We start from the raw sequence: 21,309 nt of genomic DNA on the forward strand, positions 1-21,309 counted from the left end.
CCCCTTTTATGCCTTCTGGTCGTCTGCAACAACAATTTATCCGCCTCTGGCAGTGCTGCGAGGGGCAATCGCAGGAGACCACGCTGAACGAGCTGGCTGAACTCCTCAACTGCTCCCGGCGTCATATGCGTACCCTCCTCAACACCATGCAGCAGCAGGGCTGGCTAAACTGGGAGGCTGAAGCCGGACGCGGCAAGCGCTCGCGCCTGACTTTCCTTTATACCGGCCTGGCGCTACAGCAACAGCGGGCGGAGGATCTGCTGGAGCAGGACCGCATCGATCAGCTGGTCCAGCTGGTGGGCGACAAAGCCGCCGTGCGCCAGATGCTGGTCTCGCATCTGGGACGCAGCTTTCGTCAGGGACGCCACATTCTGCGGGTGCTCTACTACCGTCCGATGAAAAATCTGTTGCCCGGCACGGCGTTACGGCGTTCTGAAACCCACATGGCCCGACAAATCTTCAGCGGCCTGACGCGAATAAATGAGGAAAACGGGGAACTGGAGGCGGATATCGCGCACCACTGGCAACAGCTTTCCCCGCGCCACTGGCGCTTTTTCTTACGCCCCGGCATTCATTTCCACCATGGACGCGAGCTGGAGATGCGCGACGTTATCGATTCCTTAGAGCGCGCCCGCACGCTGCCGCTCTATTCGCATATCGCGCGGATCCACTCCCCAACGGCCTGGACGCTGGATATTGAGCTATCGCAGCCGGACAAATGGCTTCCGTGGCTTCTGGGCTACGTCCCCTCAATGATCCTGCCTGCCGAGTGGCGCTCCCTGAACAATTTTTCCAGCCAGCCGATTGGTACGGGCCCCTACTCCGTTACACGAAACAACAGTAATCAGCTGAAGATCCGCGCCTTTGATGATTACTTTGGCTACAGGGCGTTGATCGACGAAGTGAACGTCTGGGTGTTACCGGATCTCAACGAAGAGCTGAGCGCAGGCCTGACCCTGGAAGGGCCAACAGCCGGTGAAAAGGCGTTCGAAAGCCGCCTGGAGGAGGGCTGCTACTACCTGCTCTTTGATAGCCGCAGCCATCGCGGGACAAACCACGACGTACGCAAGTGGATCAGCCATATTCTTGCCCCTGCTAACCTGATTTATCACGCAGAGGAGCAATACCAGACCTGGTGGTTCCCGGCCTATGGCCTGCTTCCGCGCTGGCACCATGCGCAGCCAGTGCGCAGTGAAAAACCTGCCGGACTGGAGACCATTACCCTCAGCTACTATCGCGATCACATTGAGCACAGGTTTATAGCAAGGATCATGAGTACGCTGCTGGCAGCCGAAGACGTGACGCTGGCGATACAGGAAGTCGATTATGATGAGTGGCATCGCGGAGACGTCATCAGCGATATCTGGCTCAACAGCGCAAACTTTACGCTGCCGCTTGATTTCTCGCTCTTTTCTCACCTGTACGAAGTGCCCCTGATTCAGCACTGTATCAACCGGGACTGGCAGCAGGACGCCGCACGGTGGCGGGCAGGAGAAATGGATCTGGCCGCCTGGTGTCAGGAATTACTGGCCGGGCAGACGATCGTACCGTTGATTCACCACTGGCTGCTGATCCAGGGCCAGCGCAGCATGCGCGGCCTGCGGATGAACACCCTGGGCTGGTTTGATTTTAAATCCGCCTGGTTTGCGCCGCCGGAGCCATAACGCTTTCGTAATATTCACCAAATCATTACAATAGCGCCGTTCTCAACGGGGTGCTGCATCACTGATGTGCGCTGAGATAATACCCGTCGAACCTGATCCGGATAACGCCGGCGAAGGGATTTGAGGCTGTCTCTCAAAATCCTTTGCCACTCAACCCTGAGGTGCAAAGTGTTAAAAAACGTTCTTCCTCTGCTGGCGCTGTTTGCGCTGCCTGTTTTTGCTAAGCCTGTTCTGACGGTCTACACCTACGACTCCTTCTCCGCCGACTGGGGCCCTGGCCCGGTGGTAAAAAAAGCCTTTGAAGCGGACTGCAACTGCGAGCTGAAATTCGTGGCGCTGGAAGATGGCGTCTCGCTGCTTAACCGGCTGCGCATGGAAGGCAAAAACAGCAAAGCCGACGTGGTGCTCGGGCTGGATAACAACCTGCTGGAAGCCGCCACCCAAACCAGACTGTTCGCCAAAAGCGGCGTGGCGGCAGATGCCGTTAACGTACCGGGCGGCTGGAAAAACGACACCTTCGTTCCCTTTGATTACGGTTACTTTGCGTTTGTCTACGATAAAAACAAGCTGAAGAATCCGCCCAAAAGCCTGAAAGAGCTGGTCGAAAGTGACCAGAAATGGCGCGTGATTTACGAAGATCCGCGTACCAGCACGCCGGGTCTGGGGCTGCTGCTGTGGATGCAAAAAGTTTACGGGGATAAAACGCCGGAAGCGTGGCAGAAGCTGGCCGCGAAAACCGTTACCGTCACCAAAGGCTGGAGCGAAGCCTATGGCCTGTTCCTGAAAGGCGAAAGCGACCTGGTGCTGAGCTACACTACCTCTCCGGCCTACCACATTATCGCCGAGAAGAAAGACAACTACGCCGCCGCGAACTTTGCTGAAGGGCATTATTTGCAGGTGGAAGTGGCCGCCCGCACCGCCGCGAGCAAACAGCCGGAGCTTGCCGAAAAATTCCTGAAATTTATGATCTCCCCGGCATTTCAGAACGCTATTCCGACCGGCAACTGGATGTACCCGGTCACTGACGTTGCGCTGCCGGCAGGCTTTGAGCAGCTAAACAAGCCGCAAACCTCACTGGAATTTACGCCGCAGCAGGTTGCCGCCCAGCGCGCCGCATGGATTAGTGAATGGCAACGCGCCGTCAGCCGCTGATCCCCGGCTGGTTAGTTCCCGGGCTGCTCGCCGCCGTACTGATGGTCGTCGTCAGCCTGGGTGCATTCCTTGCGCTGTGGTTTAACGCGCCAGAGAGCGATCTGCTCGCCCTCTGGCACGACAGCTATCTCTGGCACGTCATCCGCTTCTCCTTCTGGCAGGCGTTTCTCTCCGCGCTGCTGTCGGCGATCCCGGCCATTTTCCTTGCACGCGCCCTCTATCGCAGACGTTTCTCCGGCAGGCTTGCCCTGCTGCGGCTGTGCGCGATGACGCTGATCCTGCCCGTGCTGGTGGCGGTGTTCGGCATTCTGAGCGTCTATGGTCGGCAGGGCTGGCTGGCATCCCTCTTCAACCTGCTTGGTCTGGAATGGACCTTCTCCCCTTACGGCCTGAAAGGCATTCTGCTGGCGCATATTTTTTTCAATATGCCGATGGCGACGCGCCTCTTTTTACAGGCGCTGGAAAACATTCCCGGTGAGCAGCGTCAGATTGCCGCCCAGCTTGGCATGCGCGGCTGGTCGTTCTTCCGCTTTGTCGAATGGCCGTGGCTGCGACGCCAGATTGCTCCGGTTGCCGCGCTAATCTTTATGCTCTGCTTCGCCAGCTTCGCGACCGTACTTTCTCTCGGCGGCGGGCCGCAGGCCACCACCATTGAGCTGGCGATCTATCAGGCCTTAAGTTACGACTACGATCCGGGCCGCGCCGCGCTGCTAGCGATCGTGCAGATGGTCTGCTGCCTGGCGCTGGTGTTACTCAGCCAGCGGCTAAGTAAAGCGATCCCCACAGGTAGCAATAACCTGACAGGCTGGCGCGATCCGCAGGACAGCCTGCACAGCCGCGTCGCGGATTTTATGCTAATCGCATTGGCACTCCTGCTTCTGCTGCCCCCGCTGCTGGCCGTTATCGTTGATGGCCTGAATCGCAATGTGTTGTCGGTACTGCAACAGCCTGTCCTGTGGCAAGCAACGTGGACCTCATTGCGCATCGCGCTGGCTGCCGGGCTACTGTGCGTGATCCTGACCATGATGCTGCTCTGGAGCAGCCGCGAACTGTACGCGCGTCATGCCCGTAAAGCCGGACAAGCGCTGGAACTGACGGGTATGCTGATCCTGGCGATGCCGGGCATTGTGCTGGCGACCGGATTCTTTTTACTGTTCAACAGCACCATCGGCCTGCCGGAAAGCGCCGACGGCATCGTCATTTTTACCAACGCATTGATGGCCATCCCTTACGCGCTCAAGGTGCTGGAAAACCCGATGCGCGACGTCAATAGCCGCTACAGTTTGCTGTGTCAGTCGCTGGGCATGCAGGGCTGGCAGCGTCTGAAGGTGGTCGAACTGCGCGCGCTAAAGCGTCCGCTGGCCCAGGCGCTGGCGTTTGCCTGCGTGCTGTCGATTGGCGATTTTGGCGTTGTGGCCCTCTTCGGCAACGAGGATTTCCGCACGCTGCCGTTCTGGCTTTATCAGCAAATTGGCTCCTATCGTAGCCAGGACGGCGCCGTCACGGCGCTACTCCTGTTGCTGCTGTGCTTTGCGTTATTTACCGTTATCGAAAAACTTCCGGGGCGTGATGTTAAAACTGACTGATGTAACCTGGCTTTATGAGCACCTGCCAATGCGTTTTACCCTCTCCGTTCGTCAGGGAGAGCGAATCGCAGTGCTTGGCCCCAGCGGGGCCGGAAAAAGTACCCTGCTCAATCTGATTGCCGGTTTTTTACAGCCTGCCAGCGGGTCGATCGTCATTGATAATGGCGAGTATACCTACGCTCCGCCGGCTAAGCGCCCGGTGTCGATGCTGTTCCAGGAAAACAATCTGTTCAATCATCTTACGGTGTGGCAGAACATCGCGCTGGGTATGGATCCGGGGTTGAAGCTCAATGTTGCGCAGCGTCAGACGCTGGAGGCGATCGCCGAACAAATGGGCCTGGCTGCGTTTATCAACAGACTACCGGGTGAGCTTTCCGGCGGCCAGCGCCAGCGCGTGGCGCTGGCGCGCTGCCTGGTGCGCAAGCAGCCGCTGCTGCTGCTCGATGAACCCTTTTCGGCGCTCGACCCCGCTCTGCGTCAGGAAATGCTCTCGCTGGTTGAGGAGGTTTGCGAGCGCGAACAACTGACGATGCTGATGGTTTCGCATAGCATCGAAGATGCCGCACGCATCGCGCCGCGATCGGTGGTGATCGCGGAGGGACGTATTTTGTGGGATGGGGAAACAGAAGAACTTCTGAGTGGTAAGGCGGGGGCATCTTCACTTTTAGGTATTCGTGAGGTCTGATGCCCTCACCCTTGCCCTCTCCCACAGGGGAGAGGGATCCCCAGTAATTTGAAAGCAAAAGCGATAACGTTGCCTTCAGAATAACTGAGGGCTTTCAGCGATGCCCTGGTCCGGCTGTAAATCGCTGAGGCGTTTCCTGTAGGCCGGGGCGAGGCGCAGGGATGCGCCGAGAGGGCGTGGCCTGCATGGATGCAGGCTCCTGCCCGACCCGATAGCCTGAAGGAATAAGCCGAAGGTACCGCGAAGCGGCGATTTTCCGCCGGGAGCCCGGGTCGCCAGGGTGGTGGCGACTGAGCCACCCTGGCACGTTCACCGGCCATGTCGTGACAGAGTAGCAAGGAACATATAGTGAACGGAATGACCACCAGAGCCGTATGTTCCCCCTCACCCCAGCCCTCTCCCTCAAGGGAGAGGGGGCCGTCTGTGCAGGCATTATTTTGTGGGGAACCCTCAGCCCACAGGGAGAGGGAAAACACCTTAACGGCTCACCACCTTTAACAGGATCTCACCGTACACCGGCATCAGCGGGTGACGAATCAGCGCGACCAGCGCGACCACTGCCACGCCGAGCGTCAGCGGGGCCAGCCAGAGCAGGCGAGTGCGCGGAAGATAGCGCGTCAGACGATCAACACTGGCTTTCGCGCTGCGCCACAGGCGCCAGCAGAGCCAGACCGCCAGCCACAGCAGCACCGCCGTGCCCAGCAGCAGCCATTTAAACTCTCCGCTTTGCATACCGTCAGGAATATCAATCGCCGCGCCCGCCAGGATACCCGGCAGGAAGTAGAACGGCGGCCAGAAGACGCAGCCGATGATATTCGGCACCACAAACTTCGCGACGGGCAGATCCAGCATCCCGGCCACCATCGGCACCAGCGGACGCGTTGGGCCAACGAAGCGCCCCACGAGGATGGTGAACATGCTGTGCTGGTGCAGCGCATGCTCGGTTTTATCCAGCAGCGCTTTGTTTTTTTTCATGAACGACCAGCGGTGCAGCGGCTTCTTAAAGCGCCAGCCCAGCCAGAAGGAGATCCAGTCCCCCAGCAAACAGCCGATAATACCGGCCATCCACGCCTGCCAGAAATTGACCTCGCCGCTGCCGATAAGCGCCCCAAGCCCCGCCATCATCACGGTGCCGGGCAGGATCAGCCCGACCAGCGCCAGCGACTCCAGAAACGCCACCAGCGCCACGGCGATGAGCGAATACATAACGGACTGGGTAATAAAATGTTCCAGCAATGCCTGCATAACTATTCCGGTCAGAAAACGAATCAGCGATTCTGCTTAGCGCCCTGCACCGCGTCAAGGCATCAATTGTCTGAATAGTTTACAAGATGCGCCTGAAGTTCACCTGAATGTTTACCGATTATTCACATCCCGCACGGAATTCGCTCGGGCTGGCACCGGTGCACTTCTTAAACACGCGAGAGAAATAGAGCTGATCTTCAAAGCCGACGTTACGCCCGACGGTGGCGATAGGCATTCGGGTGGTGCTGAGCAGCAGTTTCGCCTGGCTGATGCGCTGATCCTCGCGCCAGCTGAGTACGCTCACGCCAAGCTGCTGGCGGAACAGATGCGACAGCCGTGACGGCGACAGGCACACATGCTGGGCGACGCTGGCAATATCAAACTGGCTGTCGGCAAGGTGGTCGCTGATGTACTGGCAGGCGTCGCGGACGCGGTTGTCCAGCGGCGGATTAAGCGACTCGTTGATGGCCTCCATGCGGCGCAGCAGCACCTGTTCAAGCAGGTTGATGGCCAGCAGTTCGGCGTAGCGCCCGCCCGCCTGCCCTGCCTCAATAATCTGTGCGAACAGCTCACGGAACTGCGCCAGATGCGCCTCATCCGGGCGATATAAACCGGTATGGGCGAAAATGGCCGGCCACGAGAGCCACTCCTGCCAGTAGGCGCGCGGACGGAAATAGACCCACTGGTGATACCACTCTTTGGCATCCGGGTGGCGCCCGTAGTGATGGATCTCCCCCGGCGGGAACAGCAGCATATCACCGGGGCGGCAGATAAACTGTTGATCCCCATTTTTGACGACTCCTTCTCCGCGTACGGTCAGGTTCAGGATATATCCCTTCATGCCAAGAGGGCGATCGACGTAAAAATCGAGATATCCCTCGGCCTCAATTGGCGTCAGTCCCGCCACCAGATGGGCGTTAAATGAGTAGCCCGGCAGTAAGGGATCGTTTTGCGGTTCGGCCATAGATTCAGTTCTCCCAAGGGTCCTGAAGGAAACCAATTGTCCATATCGATAAAAGCAGTATAAAAATGGCCCGCGAAAAGATCCAAAAAGCATCACGCCTCTTTTACGTCCGCCATGTTTCAGCCTTTCCCCCTGATTTCTCCGCCAGCACGGGCGGATAAGCAGTAACAAAAGTGTCTATAAGTGCGGCAGAAATGTCCACATAGAATATTTGCACGGCGTCACACTTTGCGTGGCTACAGCAATTTAGTCCATAAGATTAGCGGATCCTGCCTGACGATTTTTGTCCCTAGTCTCTAATGTTCTTCCATACCTGTTTTTTGGATGGAGCAACACCATGGCAATTGCAATTGGCCTCGATTTTGGCAGCGACTCAGTTCGCGCGCTGGCAGTGGACTGTACGACTGGCCAGGAGATAGCAACCAGCGTTGAGTGGTATCCGCGCTGGCAAGAGGGGCGCTACTGCGATGCGCCAAACAACCAGTTCCGTCACCACCCGCGGGACTACATCGAGTCGATGGAAGCGGCGATCAAAACCGTTCTGGCGGAGTTGACCGACGCCCAGCGGGCCGATGTCGTGGGGATTGGCGTCGACAGCACCGGCTCAACGCCTGCCCCTGTCGATGCCGAAGGCCGCGTACTGGCGCTGCGACCGGAGTTTGCCGACAACCCGAACGCCATGTTTGTGCTGTGGAAAGACCATACCGCCGTGGAAGAGGCGGAAGCCATCACCCGCTTATGCCATCAGCCGGGCAAAACTGACTACTCCCGCTACATCGGCGGGATTTACTCCAGCGAGTGGTTCTGGGCCAAGATCCTGCACGTTACCCGCGCGGACGCGTCGGTCGCACAGGCAGCGGCGTCATGGATTGAGCTGTGCGACTGGGTTCCCGCCCTGCTCTCCGGCACCACGCGTCCGCAGGATATTCGCCGCGGCCGTTGCAGCGCCGGGCATAAATCGCTGTGGCATGACAGCTGGGGTGGTCTGCCTCCGGCAGCGTTCTTCGATGAACTCGACCCGATCATCAACAAAAACCTGACATACCCGCTGTTCACCGACACCTTCACCGCCGATATTCCGGTCGGCACGCTCTGCGAAGAGTGGGCGAAACGCCTCGGTCTGCCGCAAAACGTGACCATTTCCGGCGGCGCGTTCGACTGCCATATGGGGGCCGTGGGCGCGGGTGCGCAGCCCAACACGCTGGTGAAAGTTATCGGCACCTCCACCTGTGACATTCTGACGGCAGATAAAGCCAGCGTCGGCGACCGCGCGGTGAAAGGCATCTGCGGCCAGGTTGACGGCAGCGTGGTGCCTGATTTTATCGGCCTTGAAGCGGGCCAGTCCGCCTTCGGTGATATCTATGCCTGGTTTGGCCGCGTGCTCGGCTGGCCGCTGGATCAGCTGGCTGCCGCGCATCCTGAGCTGAAAACGCAGATTACGGCGAGCAAAAAACAGCTCCTGCCGCAGCTCACCGACGCCTGGGCAAAAAATCCGTCTCTCGACCACCTGCCGGTGGTGCTGGACTGGTTCAACGGCCGTCGTACGCCGTTTGCCAACCAGCGTCTGAAAGGAGTGATTACCGATCTCAACCTCGCGACCGACGCGCCCGCGCTGTTTGGCGGCCTGATCGCCGCCACCGCGTTCGGCGCGCGCGCCATCATGGAGTGCTTCATCGACCAGGGCATTGACGTGAACAACGTGATGGCGCTGGGCGGCATCGCCCGTAAAAATCCGGTGATTATGCAGGCCTGCTGCGACGTGCTGAACCGGCCGCTGCAAATTGTGGCCTCCGATCAGTGCTGTGCGCTGGGTGCCGCGATTTTCGCTGCCGTGGCCGCAGGCGTCCATGCGGATATCCCGACCGCGCAACAGCATATGGCGAGCGCCGTCGAAAATACGCTCCATCCGCAGACTCAGCAGGCACAACGCTTTGAACAGCTTTATCAGCGCTACCAGCAATGGGCAAAAAGCGCCGAACTTCACTATCTCCCTGTCGCCGCCCCGGCCAAAAGCACCGCGGACACTACGGCAACCCTGACACATTAAGGACACGATAATGACCATTTTTAATAATTATGAAGTGTGGTTTGTGATTGGCAGCCAGCATTTGTACGGACCGGAAGCGTTGCAGCAGGTGACGAAACACGCGGAGCACGTTGTGAATGCGCTGAACGCGGAAGCCAAACTGCCGTGCAAACTGGTGCTGAAGCCGCTGGGGACTACCCCGGACGAAATCACCAACATTTGCCGCGATGCCAATTACGATGACAAATGCGCTGGCCTGGTGGTGTGGCTGCACACCTTCTCACCAGCCAAAATGTGGATCAACGGCCTGGCTATCCTCAACAAACCGCTGTTGCAATTCCACACGCAGTTCAACGCCTCCCTGCCGTGGGACAGCATCGACATGGACTTCATGAACCTGAACCAGACCGCGCACGGCGGCCGCGAGTTCGGCTTCATCGGCGCGCGCATGCGTCAACAGCATGCCGTGGTGACCGGCCACTGGCAGGATGGCCAGGCACAAAAACGCATTGGCTCCTGGATGCGTCAGGCGGTATCTAAGCAGGATACCCGTCACCTGAAAGTGGTGCGTTTCGGCGACAACATGCGCGAAGTGGCGGTCACCGACGGTGATAAAGTGGCCGCGCAGATTAAATTTGGCTTTTCCGTCAACACCTGGGCGGTGGGCGACCTGGTGCAGGTGGTGAATGACATCAGCGATGGCGACGTTAACGCGCTGGTGGACGAGTACGAAAGCAGCTACCGCCTGACGCCTGCGGCACAAATCAACGGCGACAAGCGCCAGAATGTGCTGGACGCGGCGCGCATCGAGCTGGGCATGAAGCGCTTCCTGGAACAGGGCGGCTTCCACGCTTTTACCACTACCTTTGAAGACCTCCACGGTCTGAAACAGCTCCCGGGTCTGGCGGTACAACGTCTGATGCAGCAGGGCTACGGCTTTGCGGGCGAAGGCGACTGGAAAACTGCCGCTCTGCTTCGCATCATGAAGGTGATGTCAACCGGTCTACAGGGCGGCACCTCTTTTATGGAGGACTACACCTACCACTTCGAGAACGGCAACGATCTGGTGCTCGGCTCGCACATGCTGGAAGTGTGTCCATCCATCGCGGTTGAAGAAAAACCGATCCTCGACGTGCAGTACCTCGGCATTGGCGGCAAAGCGGATCCGGCCCGTCTGATCTTCAACACCCGTACCGGCCCGGCCATTAACGCCAGCCTGATCGACCTCGGCGACCGTTTCCGCCTGCTGGTGAACTGCGTCGATGCGGTGGAAACTCCGCATTCTCTGCCGAAACTGCCGGTCGCCAACGCCTTGTGGAAAGCGCAGCCTGACCTGCCAACCGCGTCGGAAGCCTGGATCCTGGCCGGCGGCGCGCACCACACCGTATTCAGCCACGCGCTTGACCTGAACGATATGCGTCAGTTTGCCGAGCTGCACGACATCGAACTGACCGTGATTGATAACGATACCCGTCTGCCAGCCTTTAAAGACGCGCTGCGCTGGAACGAAGTCTATTACGGTTCAAAACGCTAAGCCCTGAATGCCCGGTGGCACTTCGTTTACCGGGCCTACGGTTCTGTAGGCCGGATAAGCGAAGCGCCATCCGGCAGGAGACGACAATGTTAGAAGATCTCAAACGTCAGGTACTCGAAGCCAACCTGGCGCTGCCAAAACATAACCTGGTGACCCTGACCTGGGGCAACGTCAGCGCCGTTGACCGGGAAAAAGGGGTGTTCGTGATCAAGCCTTCCGGCGTGGATTACACGGTAATGACCGCAGAAGACATGGTGGTGGTCAGCATCGAAACGGGTGAAGTGGTTGAAGGCAATAAAAAGCCCTCCTCCGATACGCCCACTCACCGCCTGCTGTATCAGGCCTTCCCGACCATCGGTGGGATTGTGCATACCCATTCGCGTCACGCGACCATCTGGGCGCAGGCGGGCCAGCCTATTCCGGCGACCGGCACCACCCACGCGGACTACTTTTACGGCACCATTCCCTGCACGCGTCTGATGACCGATGCGGAGATCAACGGTGAGTACGAATGGGAAACCGGGAACGTGATCGTCGAAACCTTCGAAAAACAGGGAATCGACGCGGCGCAAATGCCCGGCGTGCTGGTGCACTCCCACGGCCCGTTTGCCTGGGGTAAAAACGCGGAGGACGCTGTGCACAACGCGATCGTGCTGGAGGAAGTCGCCTATATGGGGATCTTCTGCCGCCAGCTGGCACCGCAGCTGCCGGATATGCAGCAAACCTTGCTGGATAAGCATTACCTGCGTAAGCACGGTGCGAAAGCCTACTACGGGCAGTAAACCTTTGCCCGGTGGCGCTGCGCTTACCGTGACTGCGGAACCTGTAGGCCGGATAAGCGCAGCGCCATCCGACTGAACAGGCACTGTATAAAACCCCAGCAAACACCCCTCAACCAGGCTATAATCAGGCCTGGTTTTGTTTTATGGGATAACGCCGTGACGCAGGCGCAAGAAGGCTTTTTACTGACCAGACACTGGCGGGATACCCCTCAGGGTACTGAGGTTGAATTCTGGCTGGCAACGGACAACGGCCCGCTAAACGTTACGCTCCCGCCGCAGGAGTCCGTGGCCTTTATTCCTGAAGCTCACGTCGAGAAAGTGAAACAAATGCTGCGCGGCGAAAACGGCTGGCGCATAACCCCGCTTGAACTGAAAGATTTCCACCGCCAGCCGGTTTACGGCCTCTATTGCCGCGCCCATCGCCAGTTAATGCGCTATGAAAAACTGCTCCGTGAAGCGGGCGTGACGCTTTACGAGGCCGACATTCGCCCGCCTGAACGCTTTCTGATGGAGCGGTTTATCACCGCCCCCGTCTGGGTAGATGGCACCGCGCAAAATGGCAGGATCGTTAACGCGCGTCTCAAGCCTAGCCCGAATTATCGCCCCCCGCTCAAGTGGGTCTCGCTGGATATCGAAACCACCCGCCACGGCGAACTGTACTGCATTGGTCTGGAAGGCTGTGGGCAGCGGGTTGTCTATATGCTCGGGCCGCCAAACGGCGATGCGTCCGCGCTGGATTTTAATCTGGAGTACGTCCACAGCCGCCCGCAACTGCTGGAGAAGCTTAACAAGTGGTTTGCCGAGCACGATCCGGATGTTCTGATCGGCTGGAACGTAGTGCAGTTTGACCTGCGCGTGCTGCAAAAACATGCCGAGCGTTACCGTATCCCGCTGATGCTGGGGCGCGGAAACAGCGAGCTGGAGTGGCGCGAGCATGGTTTTAAGAACGGTGTTTTCTTCGCGCAGGCCAATGGTCGCCTGATTATCGACGGCATCGAGGCGCTGAAATCCGCCTTCTGGAACTTCTCTTCCTTCTCGCTGGAAGCGGTCGCCCAGGAACTGCTCGGCGAAGGTAAATCCATCGACAATCCCTGGGACCGAATGGACGAGATCGACCGGCGCTTTAATGAAGATAAACCCGCGCTCGCCACCTATAACCTGAAAGATTGCGAGCTGGTGACGCAGATCTTCCACAAAACCGAGATCATGCCCTTCCTGCTGGAGCGGGCGACGGTGAACGGCCTTGCGGTCGACAGGCACGGCGGCTCGGTAGCGGCCTTCAGCCACCTCTATTTCCCGCGGATGCACCGGGCGGGCTATGTCGCCCCTAACCTCGGCGACGTGCCGCCGCAGGCCAGCCCCGGCGGTTACGTGATGGATTCACGGCCCGGGCTGTATGACTCGGTGCTGGTGCTGGATTATAAAAGCCTGTATCCATCCATTATCCGCACGTTTCTGATTGATCCGGTGGGGCTGGTGGAGGGGATGGCGCAGCCAGACGATGCGCACAGCACCGAAGGTTTTCTTGGAGCACGCTTCTCGCGGGAAAAACACTGCCTGCCCGAAATTGTGGGAAACATCTGGCACGGCCGCGATGAGGCCAAGCGCCACGGCAACAAGCCGCTCTCACAGGCGCTGAAAATCATTATGAACGCCTTTTACGGCGTGCTGGGTACCAGTGCCTGCCGCTTCTTTGATCCCCGTCTGGCGTCGTCCATCACCATGCGCGGGCACGAGATTATGCGCCAGACCAAAGCGCTGATTGAATCCCGGGGCTATGATGTGATTTATGGCGATACAGACTCCACCTTTGTCTGGCTGAAAGCCGCCCATTCGGAAGACGACGCCGCACAAATCGGCAAAGATCTGGTCGCCTTTGTGAACGACTGGTGGCGCGAAAGTTTGCAAAAAGAGCGGTTAACCAGCGCGTTAGAGCTGGAGTTTGAAACCCATTTTGCCCGCTTTTTAATGCCGACCATTCGCGGAACCGACCAGGGCAGCAAGAAGCGCTACGCCGGGCTGATTCAGGAAGGTGACACGCAGCGGATGGTGTTTAAAGGGCTGGAGACAGTGCGCACCGACTGGACGCCGCTGGCACAGCAGTTCCAGCAGACGCTCTACCTGCGGGTGTTCCGCAATGAGCCTTATCAGGATTATGTGCGCGACACCATCGCCAGCCTGATGGCGGGTGAACTGGATGACCAGCTGGTGTATCGCAAGCGCCTGCGCCGCCCGCTGGCCGAATATCAACGTAACGTTCCTCCCCACGTACGCGCCGCGCGGCTGGCGGATGAAGAGAACGTTCGCCGGGGCCGTGCGCCGCAGTATCAGAACCGGGGAACGATCAAATACGTCTGGACCACTAACGGCCCGGAACCCGTTGATTACCAGCAGTCTCCGCTTGATTACGATCACTACCTGACCCGCCAGCTTCAGCCGGTTGCGGAGGGAATTTTACCGTTCATCAATGACGACTTTGCTACACTAGTGACAGGACAACTTGGGCTATTTTGACGCGTGACGAAACCGTTGCCATCCAGTACCATAGCGCCCTTTCCATTCCCGGACCCATTTTTCGATGACCGTCTTTTTTGACGGGGTCGAACTATTGCCTGCAATTAAAGATTAGAGCCGAACAACTATGCCTTTTACACTTGGTCAACGCTGGATCAGCGATACAGAAAGCGAACTTGGATTAGGAACCGTCGTTGCCGTCGATGCGCGCATGGTTACCCTCCTTTTCCCTGCTACCGGTGAAAACCGCCTGTACGCTCGCAATGACTCCCCTGTTACCCGCGTAATGTTCAATCCGGGCGACACCGTGACCAGCCACGAAGGCTGGCAGCTGAAGGTTGAAGACGTAAAAGAAGAGAATGGACTGCTCGCCTACATCGGTACGCGTCTTGATACCGACGAGACGAATGTTATCCTGCGTGAAGTGCTGCTCGACAGCAAACTGGTTTTCAGCAAGCCGCAGGACCGTCTGTTTGCCGGGCAAATCGACCGAATGGATCGCTTCTCTCTGCGCTACCGCGCGCGTAAGTTCCAGAGTGAACAGTACCGCATGCCGTGGAGCGGCCTGCGCGGTCAGCGTACCAGCCTTATACCCCATCAGCTGAATATCGCCCATGACGTGGGCCGTCGCCATGCGCCTCGCGTGCTGCTGGCTGACGAAGTGGGCCTGGGTAAAACCATCGAAGCAGGCATGATCCTGCACCAGCAGCTGCTCTCTGGCGCTGCCGAGCGCGTGCTGATTGTGGTGCCGGAAACGCTGCAACACCAGTGGCTGGTCGAGATGCTGCGCCGCTTTAACCTGCGCTTCTCCCTGTTCGACGACGAGCGCTATGCCGAAGCCCAGCACGACGCGGACAACCCGTTTGAAACCGAACAGTTGGTCATTTGTTCCCTGGACTTCGTGCGCCGCAGCAAGCAACGCCTGGAGCATCTGTGCGACGCTGAATGGGATCTGATGGTCGTCGACGAAGCACACCACCTCGTCTGGAGCGAGGACGCGCCAAGCCGCGAATACATGGCGATTGAGCAGCTTGCCGAGCGCGTACCAGGCGTTCTGCTTCTGACCGCCACCCCGGAGCAGCTGGGTCTTGAGAGCCACTTCGCCCGTCTGCGCCTGCTCGATCCGAACCGTTTCCACGATTTTGAGCAGTTTGTTGAAGAGCAGAAAAACTATCGTCCGGTGGCGGACGCCGTCGCGCTGCTGCTGGCCGGTAATCGTCTCTCTAATGATGAACTTAACACCCTCAGCGATCTTATCGGCGAGCAGGATATTGAGCCGCTGCTTCAGGCCGCGAACAGCGACAGCGATAATGCGGGATCTGCGCGTAAAGAGCTGATCGACATGCTGATGGACCGCCACGGCACCAGCCGCGTGCTGTTCCGTAACACCCGTAACGGTGTAAAAGGCTTCCCGAAACGCGAACTGCACACCATCAAATTGCCGCTGCCGACCCAGTACCAGACGGCGATCAAAGTCTCCGGCATTATGGGCACCCGTAAATCTGCGGAAGATCGCGCGCGCGACATGCTCTATCCGGAGCAGATTTATCAGGAATTTGAAGGCGACACTGGCACCTGGTGGAACTTCGATCCGCGCGTGGAGTGGTTGATGGGTTATCTGACCGCGCACCGTTCCCGGAAGGTGCTGGTGATCTGCGCCAAGGCAGCCACCGCCCTGCAACTTGAACAAGTGCTGCGCGAGCGCGAAGGTATTCGCGCCGCCGTGTTCCATGAAGGCATGTCTATTATCGAGCGCGACCGCGCTGCGGCGTGGTTTAGTGAAGAGGACAGCGGCGCGCAGGTTCTGCTGTGCTCCGAAATCGGTTCTGAAGGCCGTAACTTCCAGTTCGCCAGCAATCTGGTGATGTTCGATCTGCCGTTTAACCCAGATCTGCTTGAGCAGCGTATCGGCCGTCTGGATCGTATCGGTCAGGCGCACGATATCCAGATCCACGTTCCGTATCTGGAGAAAACCGCCCAGTCCGTTCTGGTTCGCTGGTACCACGAAGGCCTGGATGCGTTTGAACATACCTGCCCGACCGGCCGCACCATTTACGATCAGGTGCATGCAGACCTGATCGGTTACCTTGCGGCGCCGGAAAACACCGAGGGCTTTGATGAGCTGATCAAATCCTGTCGAGAGAAGCACGACGCGCTGAAAGCCCAGCTGGAGCAGGGGCGCGATCGCCTGCTGGAGATCCACTCCAACGGCGGTGAAAAAGCGCAGCAGCTGGCCGAAAGTATTGAAGAACAGGACGATGACACCAGCCTGATTAGCTTCTCCATGAACCTGTTCGACATCGTCGGCATTAACCAGGACGATCGCGGCGAGAACATGATCGTGCTGACCCCGTCCGATCATATGCTGGTGCCGGATTTCCCGGGCCTGCCGGAAGACGGCTGCACCATCACCTTTGAGCGTGATGTGGCGCTGTCCCGCGAAGATGCACAGTTCATCACCTGGGAGCACCCGCTGATCCGCAATGGCCTGGATCTGATCCTCTCAGGCGATACCGGCAGCAGCACCATCTCCCTGTTGAAGAACAAAGCCTTACCTGTGGGCACGCTGCTGGTGGAGCTGATCTACGTTGTGGAAGCGCAGGCGCCGAAACAGCTTCAGCTTAACCGCTTCCTGCCGCCAACCCCGGTGCGTCTGCTGCTGGATAAAAACGGTACGAACCTGGCCGGTCAGGTGGAGTTTGAAAGCTTCAACCGTCAGCTGAGCGCGGTTAACCGCCATACCGGCAGCAAGCTGGTGAATGCGGTGCAGCAGGACGTGCATGCCATTCTGCAACTGGGTGAAGCCCAGGCCGAAAAAGCGGCCAGAGAACTGATCGATGCGGCGCGTAGCGAAGCCGATGAGAAGCTTTCTGCCGAGCTGTCGCGCCTGGAAGCGTTGAAAGCGGTGAACCCGAACATTCGTGACGATGAGCTGGCCGCTATTGAGAGCAATCGCCAGCAGGTGCTGGAAAGCCTGAATCAGGCGGGGTGGCGTCTCGACGCCCTGCGTCTTATCGTTGTGACGCATCAGTAAGCGGAGCGCAAGATGGTAATGGAGCCCTACAATCCCCCGATGGATCCGTGGCTGGTCATTCTGTATCAGGATGAGCACATTATGGTGGTTAACAAGCCGAGCGGCTTGTTATCCGTGCCGGGGCGTCTGGAAGAGCATAAAGACAGCGTGATGACGCGTATCCAGCGTGATTATCCCCAGGCCGAGTCTGTCCATCGTCTGGATATGGCGACCAGCGGCGTGATTGTGGTGGCTCTGAATAAAGCGGCAGAACGCGAGCTGAAGCGTCAGTTCCGCGAGCGCGAGCCGAAGAAGCAGTATGTCGCGCGCGTCTGGGGTCATCCGGCGCAGGCGGAAGGGCTGGTGGATTTACCGCTGATTTGCGACTGGCCGAACCGGCCAAAGCAGAAGGTGTGTTATGAAACCGGCAAGGCCGCGCAAACCGAGTATGAAGTGCTGGAGTACGCGCCGGATAACACCGCGCGCGTCCTGCTAAAGCCGATTACCGGGCGCTCCCATCAGCTGCGTGTGCATATGCTTGCGATGGGTCACCCGATTCTGGGGGACAGATTCTATGCGCCGCCAGAAGCGCTGGCCTTAGCGCCGCGCCTGCAACTGCATGCGCAGACGCTCACCATTACCCACCCTGCTTTCGGCAACGCCATGACGTTCAAAGCCCCGGTGGACTTCTGAAAAAATGGCCCGACACTGTCGGGCCATTTTTTATTTAAAACCTTTCTGCTCTTTAATCAGCTCGTAGGCTTTCTGAATTTCCTGCGCTTTTTGCTTCGCCATCTCCATCATCTCTGGCGGCAGGCCTTTCGCCACCAGCTTATCCGGATGGTGCTCGCTCATCAGCTTACGATAGGCGCGTTTGATGGTCGTGACATCGTCAGACGGCTTCACGCCGAGGACGTTGCAGGCATCTTCAAGCGTGGGGCCACGCTGCGCCTGCTGCCAGCCGCCGGAGGAGTGCTGTTGCTGATAACCACCGCCAAACTGCGCGCCGCCCTGCATCATACGCAGGAACTGGTCGAACTGCATGCGGGAAATGCCCAGCTCTTCGGCAATCACATATAAAACGTCCCGTTCATTCGGATGCAGAGAACCATCCGCGAAGGCGGCCTGGATTTGAATTTCCAGAAACATCCGAATTAAATCAAAACGCCCGAAACAGATGCTACGGAACTGCCGCATTTTTTCACGCAGCGGGTAGTTATCTGATTTACCAATCCGGAACGCATTCTGCGCCGCGATGCGGGATTCGCCGTGCAGATTCATGCGATCCATAAAGACGCTGGCCACCTGAATATCGGCTTCCGTTACGCGCCCTTTTGATTTGGTTAAGTGCCCCATCACCTCGAAGGTGGTGGAGAAGAAGAGTGACTGGCGCTCGCGCTGGTTGGCAAACCAGGCCATTTTGCGGCTGCGTGCTTTATCAAACATATGGCCGATAATGAGGCCAAGAACGACACCCCAGAATCCGGCACCCATAATAATTGCGAACGCAACGCCGATTATTTTACCCCAATACTGCATATACTCCCCGAATGGTCATGTTCCTGGCCGACGCAACGCCATCATTACAGTGGTCGCGCCACGGTCAATTGAGGGACATCGCCTATAATTTGCATTATCATACTCGTCATTCGATAGCGAGCCTAACACTCTGGCGCGCAAACGGGCAGGATTAACGCTGGTACTGCGCTGATGAGTAAGATAGTCTCTGAGCGTTTGTAAGCCGTAGCCACTGATGACGGAACAATAAAATACAACGTATGAAAAAACGTATCCCCACCCTTCTGGCCACAATGATTGGCACCGCCCTGTATAGCCAACAGGGGCTCGCAGCCGATCTCGCCTCGCAGTGTATGCTTGGCGTCCCAAGTTACAATCGCCCACTGGTGAAAGGCGATACGAATGACTTACCCGTCACCATTAATGCCGACAGCGCAAAAGGTAATTATCCTGACAATGCAACCTTTACGGGCAATGTCGATATTAACCAGGGCAACAGTCGCCTGCTTGCTGACGAAGTGCAATTGCACCAGAAGCAACCGGAAGGTGCTCAGGCGCCTGTCCGTACGGTGGATGCGCTGGGTAATGTGCACTATGACGACAATCAGGTCATCCTGAAAGGTCCGAAAGCCTGGTCGAATCTGAATACCAAAGACACCAACGTCTGGGAAGGTGATTACCAGATGGTCGGTCGTCAGGGGCGCGGTACCGCGGACCTGATGAAGCAGCGCGGCGAAAACCGCTACACCATTCTCGAAAACGGCACGTTTACCTCCTGTTTGCCAGGGTCAAATACCTGGAGCGTTGTAGGCAGTGAAGTGATCCACGACCGTGAAGAACAGGTTGCAGAGATCTGGAACGCTCGTTTTAAACTCGGCCCGGTGCCCATTTTCTATAGTCCTTACCTGCAACTGCCCGTGGGTGACAAACGTCGTTCAGGTTTCCTGATCCCGAACGCCAAGTACAGCACATCGAACTACTTTGAGTTCTACCTGCCGTACTACTGGAACATTGCGCCTAACATGGACGCCACGATCACGCCGCACTATATCCATAAGCGCGGCAACATCATGTGGGAGAACGAATTCCGCTATCTGACCAAGGCGGGCGCGGGTCTGATGGAATTTGATTATCTGCCATCAGATAAGGTCTTCCAGGACGAGCATCCGAGCGAAGGTGATAAGCACCGCTGGATGTACTACTGGAAGCACGCCGGGGTATTGGATCAGGTGTGGCGCTTCAACATCGACTACACCAAAGTCAGCGATCCGTATTACTTCAACGACTTTGATTCTAAATACGGCTCCAGTACCGACGGTTACGCCACGCAGAAATTCAGCGTGGGCTACGCCATTGAGAACTTTGACGCGACGGTGTCGACCAAACAGTTCCAGGTGTTTGATACGCAATCGCGTAGTACCTATGGTGCCGAGCCGCAGCTGGACGTGAACTGGTATCAGAACGATGTGGGTCCTTTCGACACGCGCGTTTACGCTCAGGCGGTCCATTTCGTCAACACCAACTCGGATATGCCGGAATCAACGCGTCTGCATATCGAGCCGACGATCAACCTGCCGTGGTCAAACGACTGGGCGAGTCTGAATACCGAAGCCAAAGTGATGGCCACCCACTACCAACAGAAGAATCTGGACTGGTATAACAAACGTTATGGCACCGATCTTGAAGAATCGGTAAACCGTACGCTTCCGCAATTCAAAATGGACGGGAAGCTGATTTTCGAACGTGATATGGCTCTTCTCGCGGATGGATACACCCAGACGCTTGAGCCACGTATGCAGTATCTTTATGTGCCTTATCGCGATCAGAGCAAAATTCAAAACTATGACTCGTCCTTCCTGCAATCAGACTACAGCGGCCTGTTCCGTGACCGTACCTACGGCGGCCTTGACCGTATTGCGTCTGCTAACCAGTTAACGACCGGCGTCACAACGCGCGTATATGATGATGCTGCCGTTGAACGTTTTAACGTTTCTGTTGGTCAAATCTACTATTTCACCGAGTCTCGCACCGGTGATGACGACATTAACTGGGAGAAAGACAACAAAACGGGCTCACTGGTATGGGCAGGCGACACCTACTGGCGCATGACGGATCGTTGGGGTCTGCGCGGTGGTGTTCAATACGATACACGACTGGACAATATCGCGACGGGCAGCGCTGCCATCGAATATCGTCGTGATGAAGACCGCATGTTGCAGTTAACGTACCGTTACGCCAGCCCGGAGTATATCCAGGCGACACTGCCAAACTATGCGAATACAGACCAATACAAAGACGGTATTTCACAGGTGGGTACCGCCGCGAGCTGGCCGATTGCCGATCGTTGGTCAGTCGTCGGGGCCTACTACTATGACACGAATGCCCAAAAACCTGCTGACCAGATGCTGGGTCTGCAATATAACTCCTGCTGTTACGCAATACGTGTCGGTTACGAACGCAAACTTAACGGTTGGGATACGCAAAACAGTCAGGGCAAATACGATAACGTGATTGGCTTTAATATCGAGTTGCGCGGCCTGAGTTCTAACTACGGTCTGGGCACGCAGCAGATGCTGCGCTCGAACATTCTGCCGTATCGTAGTTCATTGTAATATGCTTGATTTAC

Annotated in this window: 14 protein-coding genes and 1 riboswitch; of the genes, 11 read left to right on the top strand and 3 right to left on the bottom strand. The window is 57.5% G+C overall.

From position 1 onward, the window contains the following. Positions 1–8 precede the first annotated feature (8 nt). The 4 genes from sgrR to thiQ all read left to right on the top strand — a co-directional run bounded on the left by sgrR (position 9) and on the right by thiQ (position 5,087). Positions 9–1,664 (top strand): HTH-type transcriptional regulator SgrR, encoded by a 1,656-nt coding sequence (gene sgrR, locus ACOTX1_RS09725; RefSeq protein ID WP_023315381.1) that lies wholly within the window; start codon positions 9–11, stop codon positions 1,662–1,664. A gap of 36 nt (positions 1,665–1,700) precedes the next feature. Then, positions 1,701–1,801: riboswitch (TPP riboswitch) on the top strand. A 31-nt stretch (positions 1,802–1,832) separates the two neighbouring features. Further along, positions 1,833–2,816, top strand: coding sequence for a thiamine ABC transporter substrate binding subunit (gene thiB / locus ACOTX1_RS09730; RefSeq protein ID WP_003856391.1), 984 nt, complete (start codon positions 1,833–1,835; stop codon positions 2,814–2,816). Next, entirely contained in the window at positions 2,792–4,402 is a 1,611-nt protein-coding gene (thiP, locus tag ACOTX1_RS09735) for a thiamine/thiamine pyrophosphate ABC transporter permease ThiP (RefSeq protein WP_023315380.1), read from the top strand. The genes thiB and thiP overlap by 25 nt, the downstream gene beginning before the upstream one ends. Beyond that, entirely contained in the window at positions 4,386–5,087 is a 702-nt protein-coding gene (gene thiQ, locus ACOTX1_RS09740) for a thiamine ABC transporter ATP-binding protein ThiQ (protein ID WP_032608486.1), read from the top strand. The genes thiP and thiQ overlap by 17 nt, the downstream gene beginning before the upstream one ends. Positions 5,088–5,564: 477 nt before the next feature. On the opposite strand, the gene ACOTX1_RS09745 is transcribed toward thiQ, so the two are convergent. Next, the gene (locus ACOTX1_RS09745; RefSeq protein ID WP_017383796.1) at positions 5,565–6,332 is read right to left on the bottom strand and encodes a DedA family protein; all 768 of its coding nucleotides are present in this window, start codon (positions 6,330–6,332) and stop codon (positions 5,565–5,567) included. Between the two features lie 118 nt (positions 6,333–6,450). Next, on the bottom strand, positions 6,451–7,296 hold the full coding sequence (araC, locus tag ACOTX1_RS09750; protein ID WP_003856402.1) for an arabinose operon transcriptional regulator AraC: 846 nt from the start codon (positions 7,294–7,296) through the stop codon (positions 6,451–6,453). Positions 7,297–7,633: 337 nt separating this feature from the next. On the opposite strand from araC, the gene araB reads away from it, so the two are divergent. From araB to rluA, 6 genes are all read left to right on the top strand, one after another. Beyond that, positions 7,634–9,343, top strand: coding sequence for a ribulokinase (araB, locus tag ACOTX1_RS09755; RefSeq protein ID WP_023315377.1), 1,710 nt, complete (start codon positions 7,634–7,636; stop codon positions 9,341–9,343). A 10-nt stretch (positions 9,344–9,353) separates the two neighbouring features. Further along, complete coding sequence (araA, locus tag ACOTX1_RS09760) at positions 9,354–10,856, top strand: L-arabinose isomerase (protein WP_003856405.1); 1,503 nt, start codon at positions 9,354–9,356, stop codon at positions 10,854–10,856. A gap of 86 nt (positions 10,857–10,942) precedes the next feature. Next, on the top strand, positions 10,943–11,638 hold the full coding sequence (gene araD, locus ACOTX1_RS09765) for an L-ribulose-5-phosphate 4-epimerase (RefSeq protein ID WP_015572655.1): 696 nt from the start codon (positions 10,943–10,945) through the stop codon (positions 11,636–11,638). A 156-nt stretch (positions 11,639–11,794) separates the two neighbouring features. Further along, a complete protein-coding gene (gene polB, locus ACOTX1_RS09770) occupies positions 11,795–14,152 on the top strand; it encodes a DNA polymerase II (protein ID WP_023315376.1) in 2,358 nt (785 codons plus the stop codon). 127 nt (positions 14,153–14,279) lie between these two features. Then, the gene (gene rapA / locus ACOTX1_RS09775; RefSeq protein WP_003856411.1) at positions 14,280–17,186 is read left to right on the top strand and encodes an RNA polymerase-associated protein RapA; all 2,907 of its coding nucleotides are present in this window, start codon (positions 14,280–14,282) and stop codon (positions 17,184–17,186) included. A 12-nt stretch (positions 17,187–17,198) separates the two neighbouring features. Beyond that, entirely contained in the window at positions 17,199–17,858 is a 660-nt protein-coding gene (gene rluA / locus ACOTX1_RS09780; RefSeq protein WP_003856412.1) for a bifunctional tRNA pseudouridine(32) synthase/23S rRNA pseudouridine(746) synthase RluA, read from the top strand. A 30-nt stretch (positions 17,859–17,888) separates the two neighbouring features. Here the strand turns inward: rluA and djlA are convergent, their stop codons facing one another. After that, complete coding sequence (djlA, locus tag ACOTX1_RS09785) at positions 17,889–18,704, bottom strand: co-chaperone DjlA (RefSeq protein WP_023315375.1); 816 nt, start codon at positions 18,702–18,704, stop codon at positions 17,889–17,891. Between the two features lie 239 nt (positions 18,705–18,943). Here djlA and lptD point away from each other — a divergent pair, with 239 nt between their 5' ends. Continuing rightward, positions 18,944–21,295, top strand: a complete 2,352-nt coding sequence (lptD, locus tag ACOTX1_RS09790) for an LPS assembly protein LptD (protein WP_006810140.1) — start codon at positions 18,944–18,946, stop codon at positions 21,293–21,295. Positions 21,296–21,309: the final 14 nt, after the last annotated feature.

The sequence above is a fragment of the Enterobacter cloacae complex sp. IR5401 genome, assembly GCF_049238425.1.
Lineage (GTDB): Bacteria > Pseudomonadota > Gammaproteobacteria > Enterobacterales > Enterobacteriaceae > Enterobacter > Enterobacter hormaechei_C.

Coding starts and splice junctions, on each gene's coding strand:
- thiP (WP_023315380.1), top strand. CDS start 2,792: ATGGCAACGCGCCGTCAGCCGCTGATCCCCGGCTGGTTAGTTCCCGGG.
- ACOTX1_RS09745 (WP_017383796.1), bottom strand. CDS start 6,332: ATGCAGGCATTGCTGGAACATTTTATTACCCAGTCCGTTATGTATTCG.
- araB (WP_023315377.1), top strand. CDS start 7,634: ATGGCAATTGCAATTGGCCTCGATTTTGGCAGCGACTCAGTTCGCGCG.
- rluA (WP_003856412.1), top strand. CDS start 17,199: ATGGTAATGGAGCCCTACAATCCCCCGATGGATCCGTGGCTGGTCATT.
- araD (WP_015572655.1), top strand. CDS start 10,943: ATGTTAGAAGATCTCAAACGTCAGGTACTCGAAGCCAACCTGGCGCTG.
- araC (WP_003856402.1), bottom strand. CDS start 7,296: ATGGCCGAACCGCAAAACGATCCCTTACTGCCGGGCTACTCATTTAAC.
- djlA (WP_023315375.1), bottom strand. CDS start 18,704: ATGCAGTATTGGGGTAAAATAATCGGCGTTGCGTTCGCAATTATTATG.
- rapA (WP_003856411.1), top strand. CDS start 14,280: ATGCCTTTTACACTTGGTCAACGCTGGATCAGCGATACAGAAAGCGAA.
- thiQ (WP_032608486.1), top strand. CDS start 4,386: ATGTTAAAACTGACTGATGTAACCTGGCTTTATGAGCACCTGCCAATG.
- araA (WP_003856405.1), top strand. CDS start 9,354: ATGACCATTTTTAATAATTATGAAGTGTGGTTTGTGATTGGCAGCCAG.
- lptD (WP_006810140.1), top strand. CDS start 18,944: ATGAAAAAACGTATCCCCACCCTTCTGGCCACAATGATTGGCACCGCC.
- sgrR (WP_023315381.1), top strand. CDS start 9: ATGCCTTCTGGTCGTCTGCAACAACAATTTATCCGCCTCTGGCAGTGC.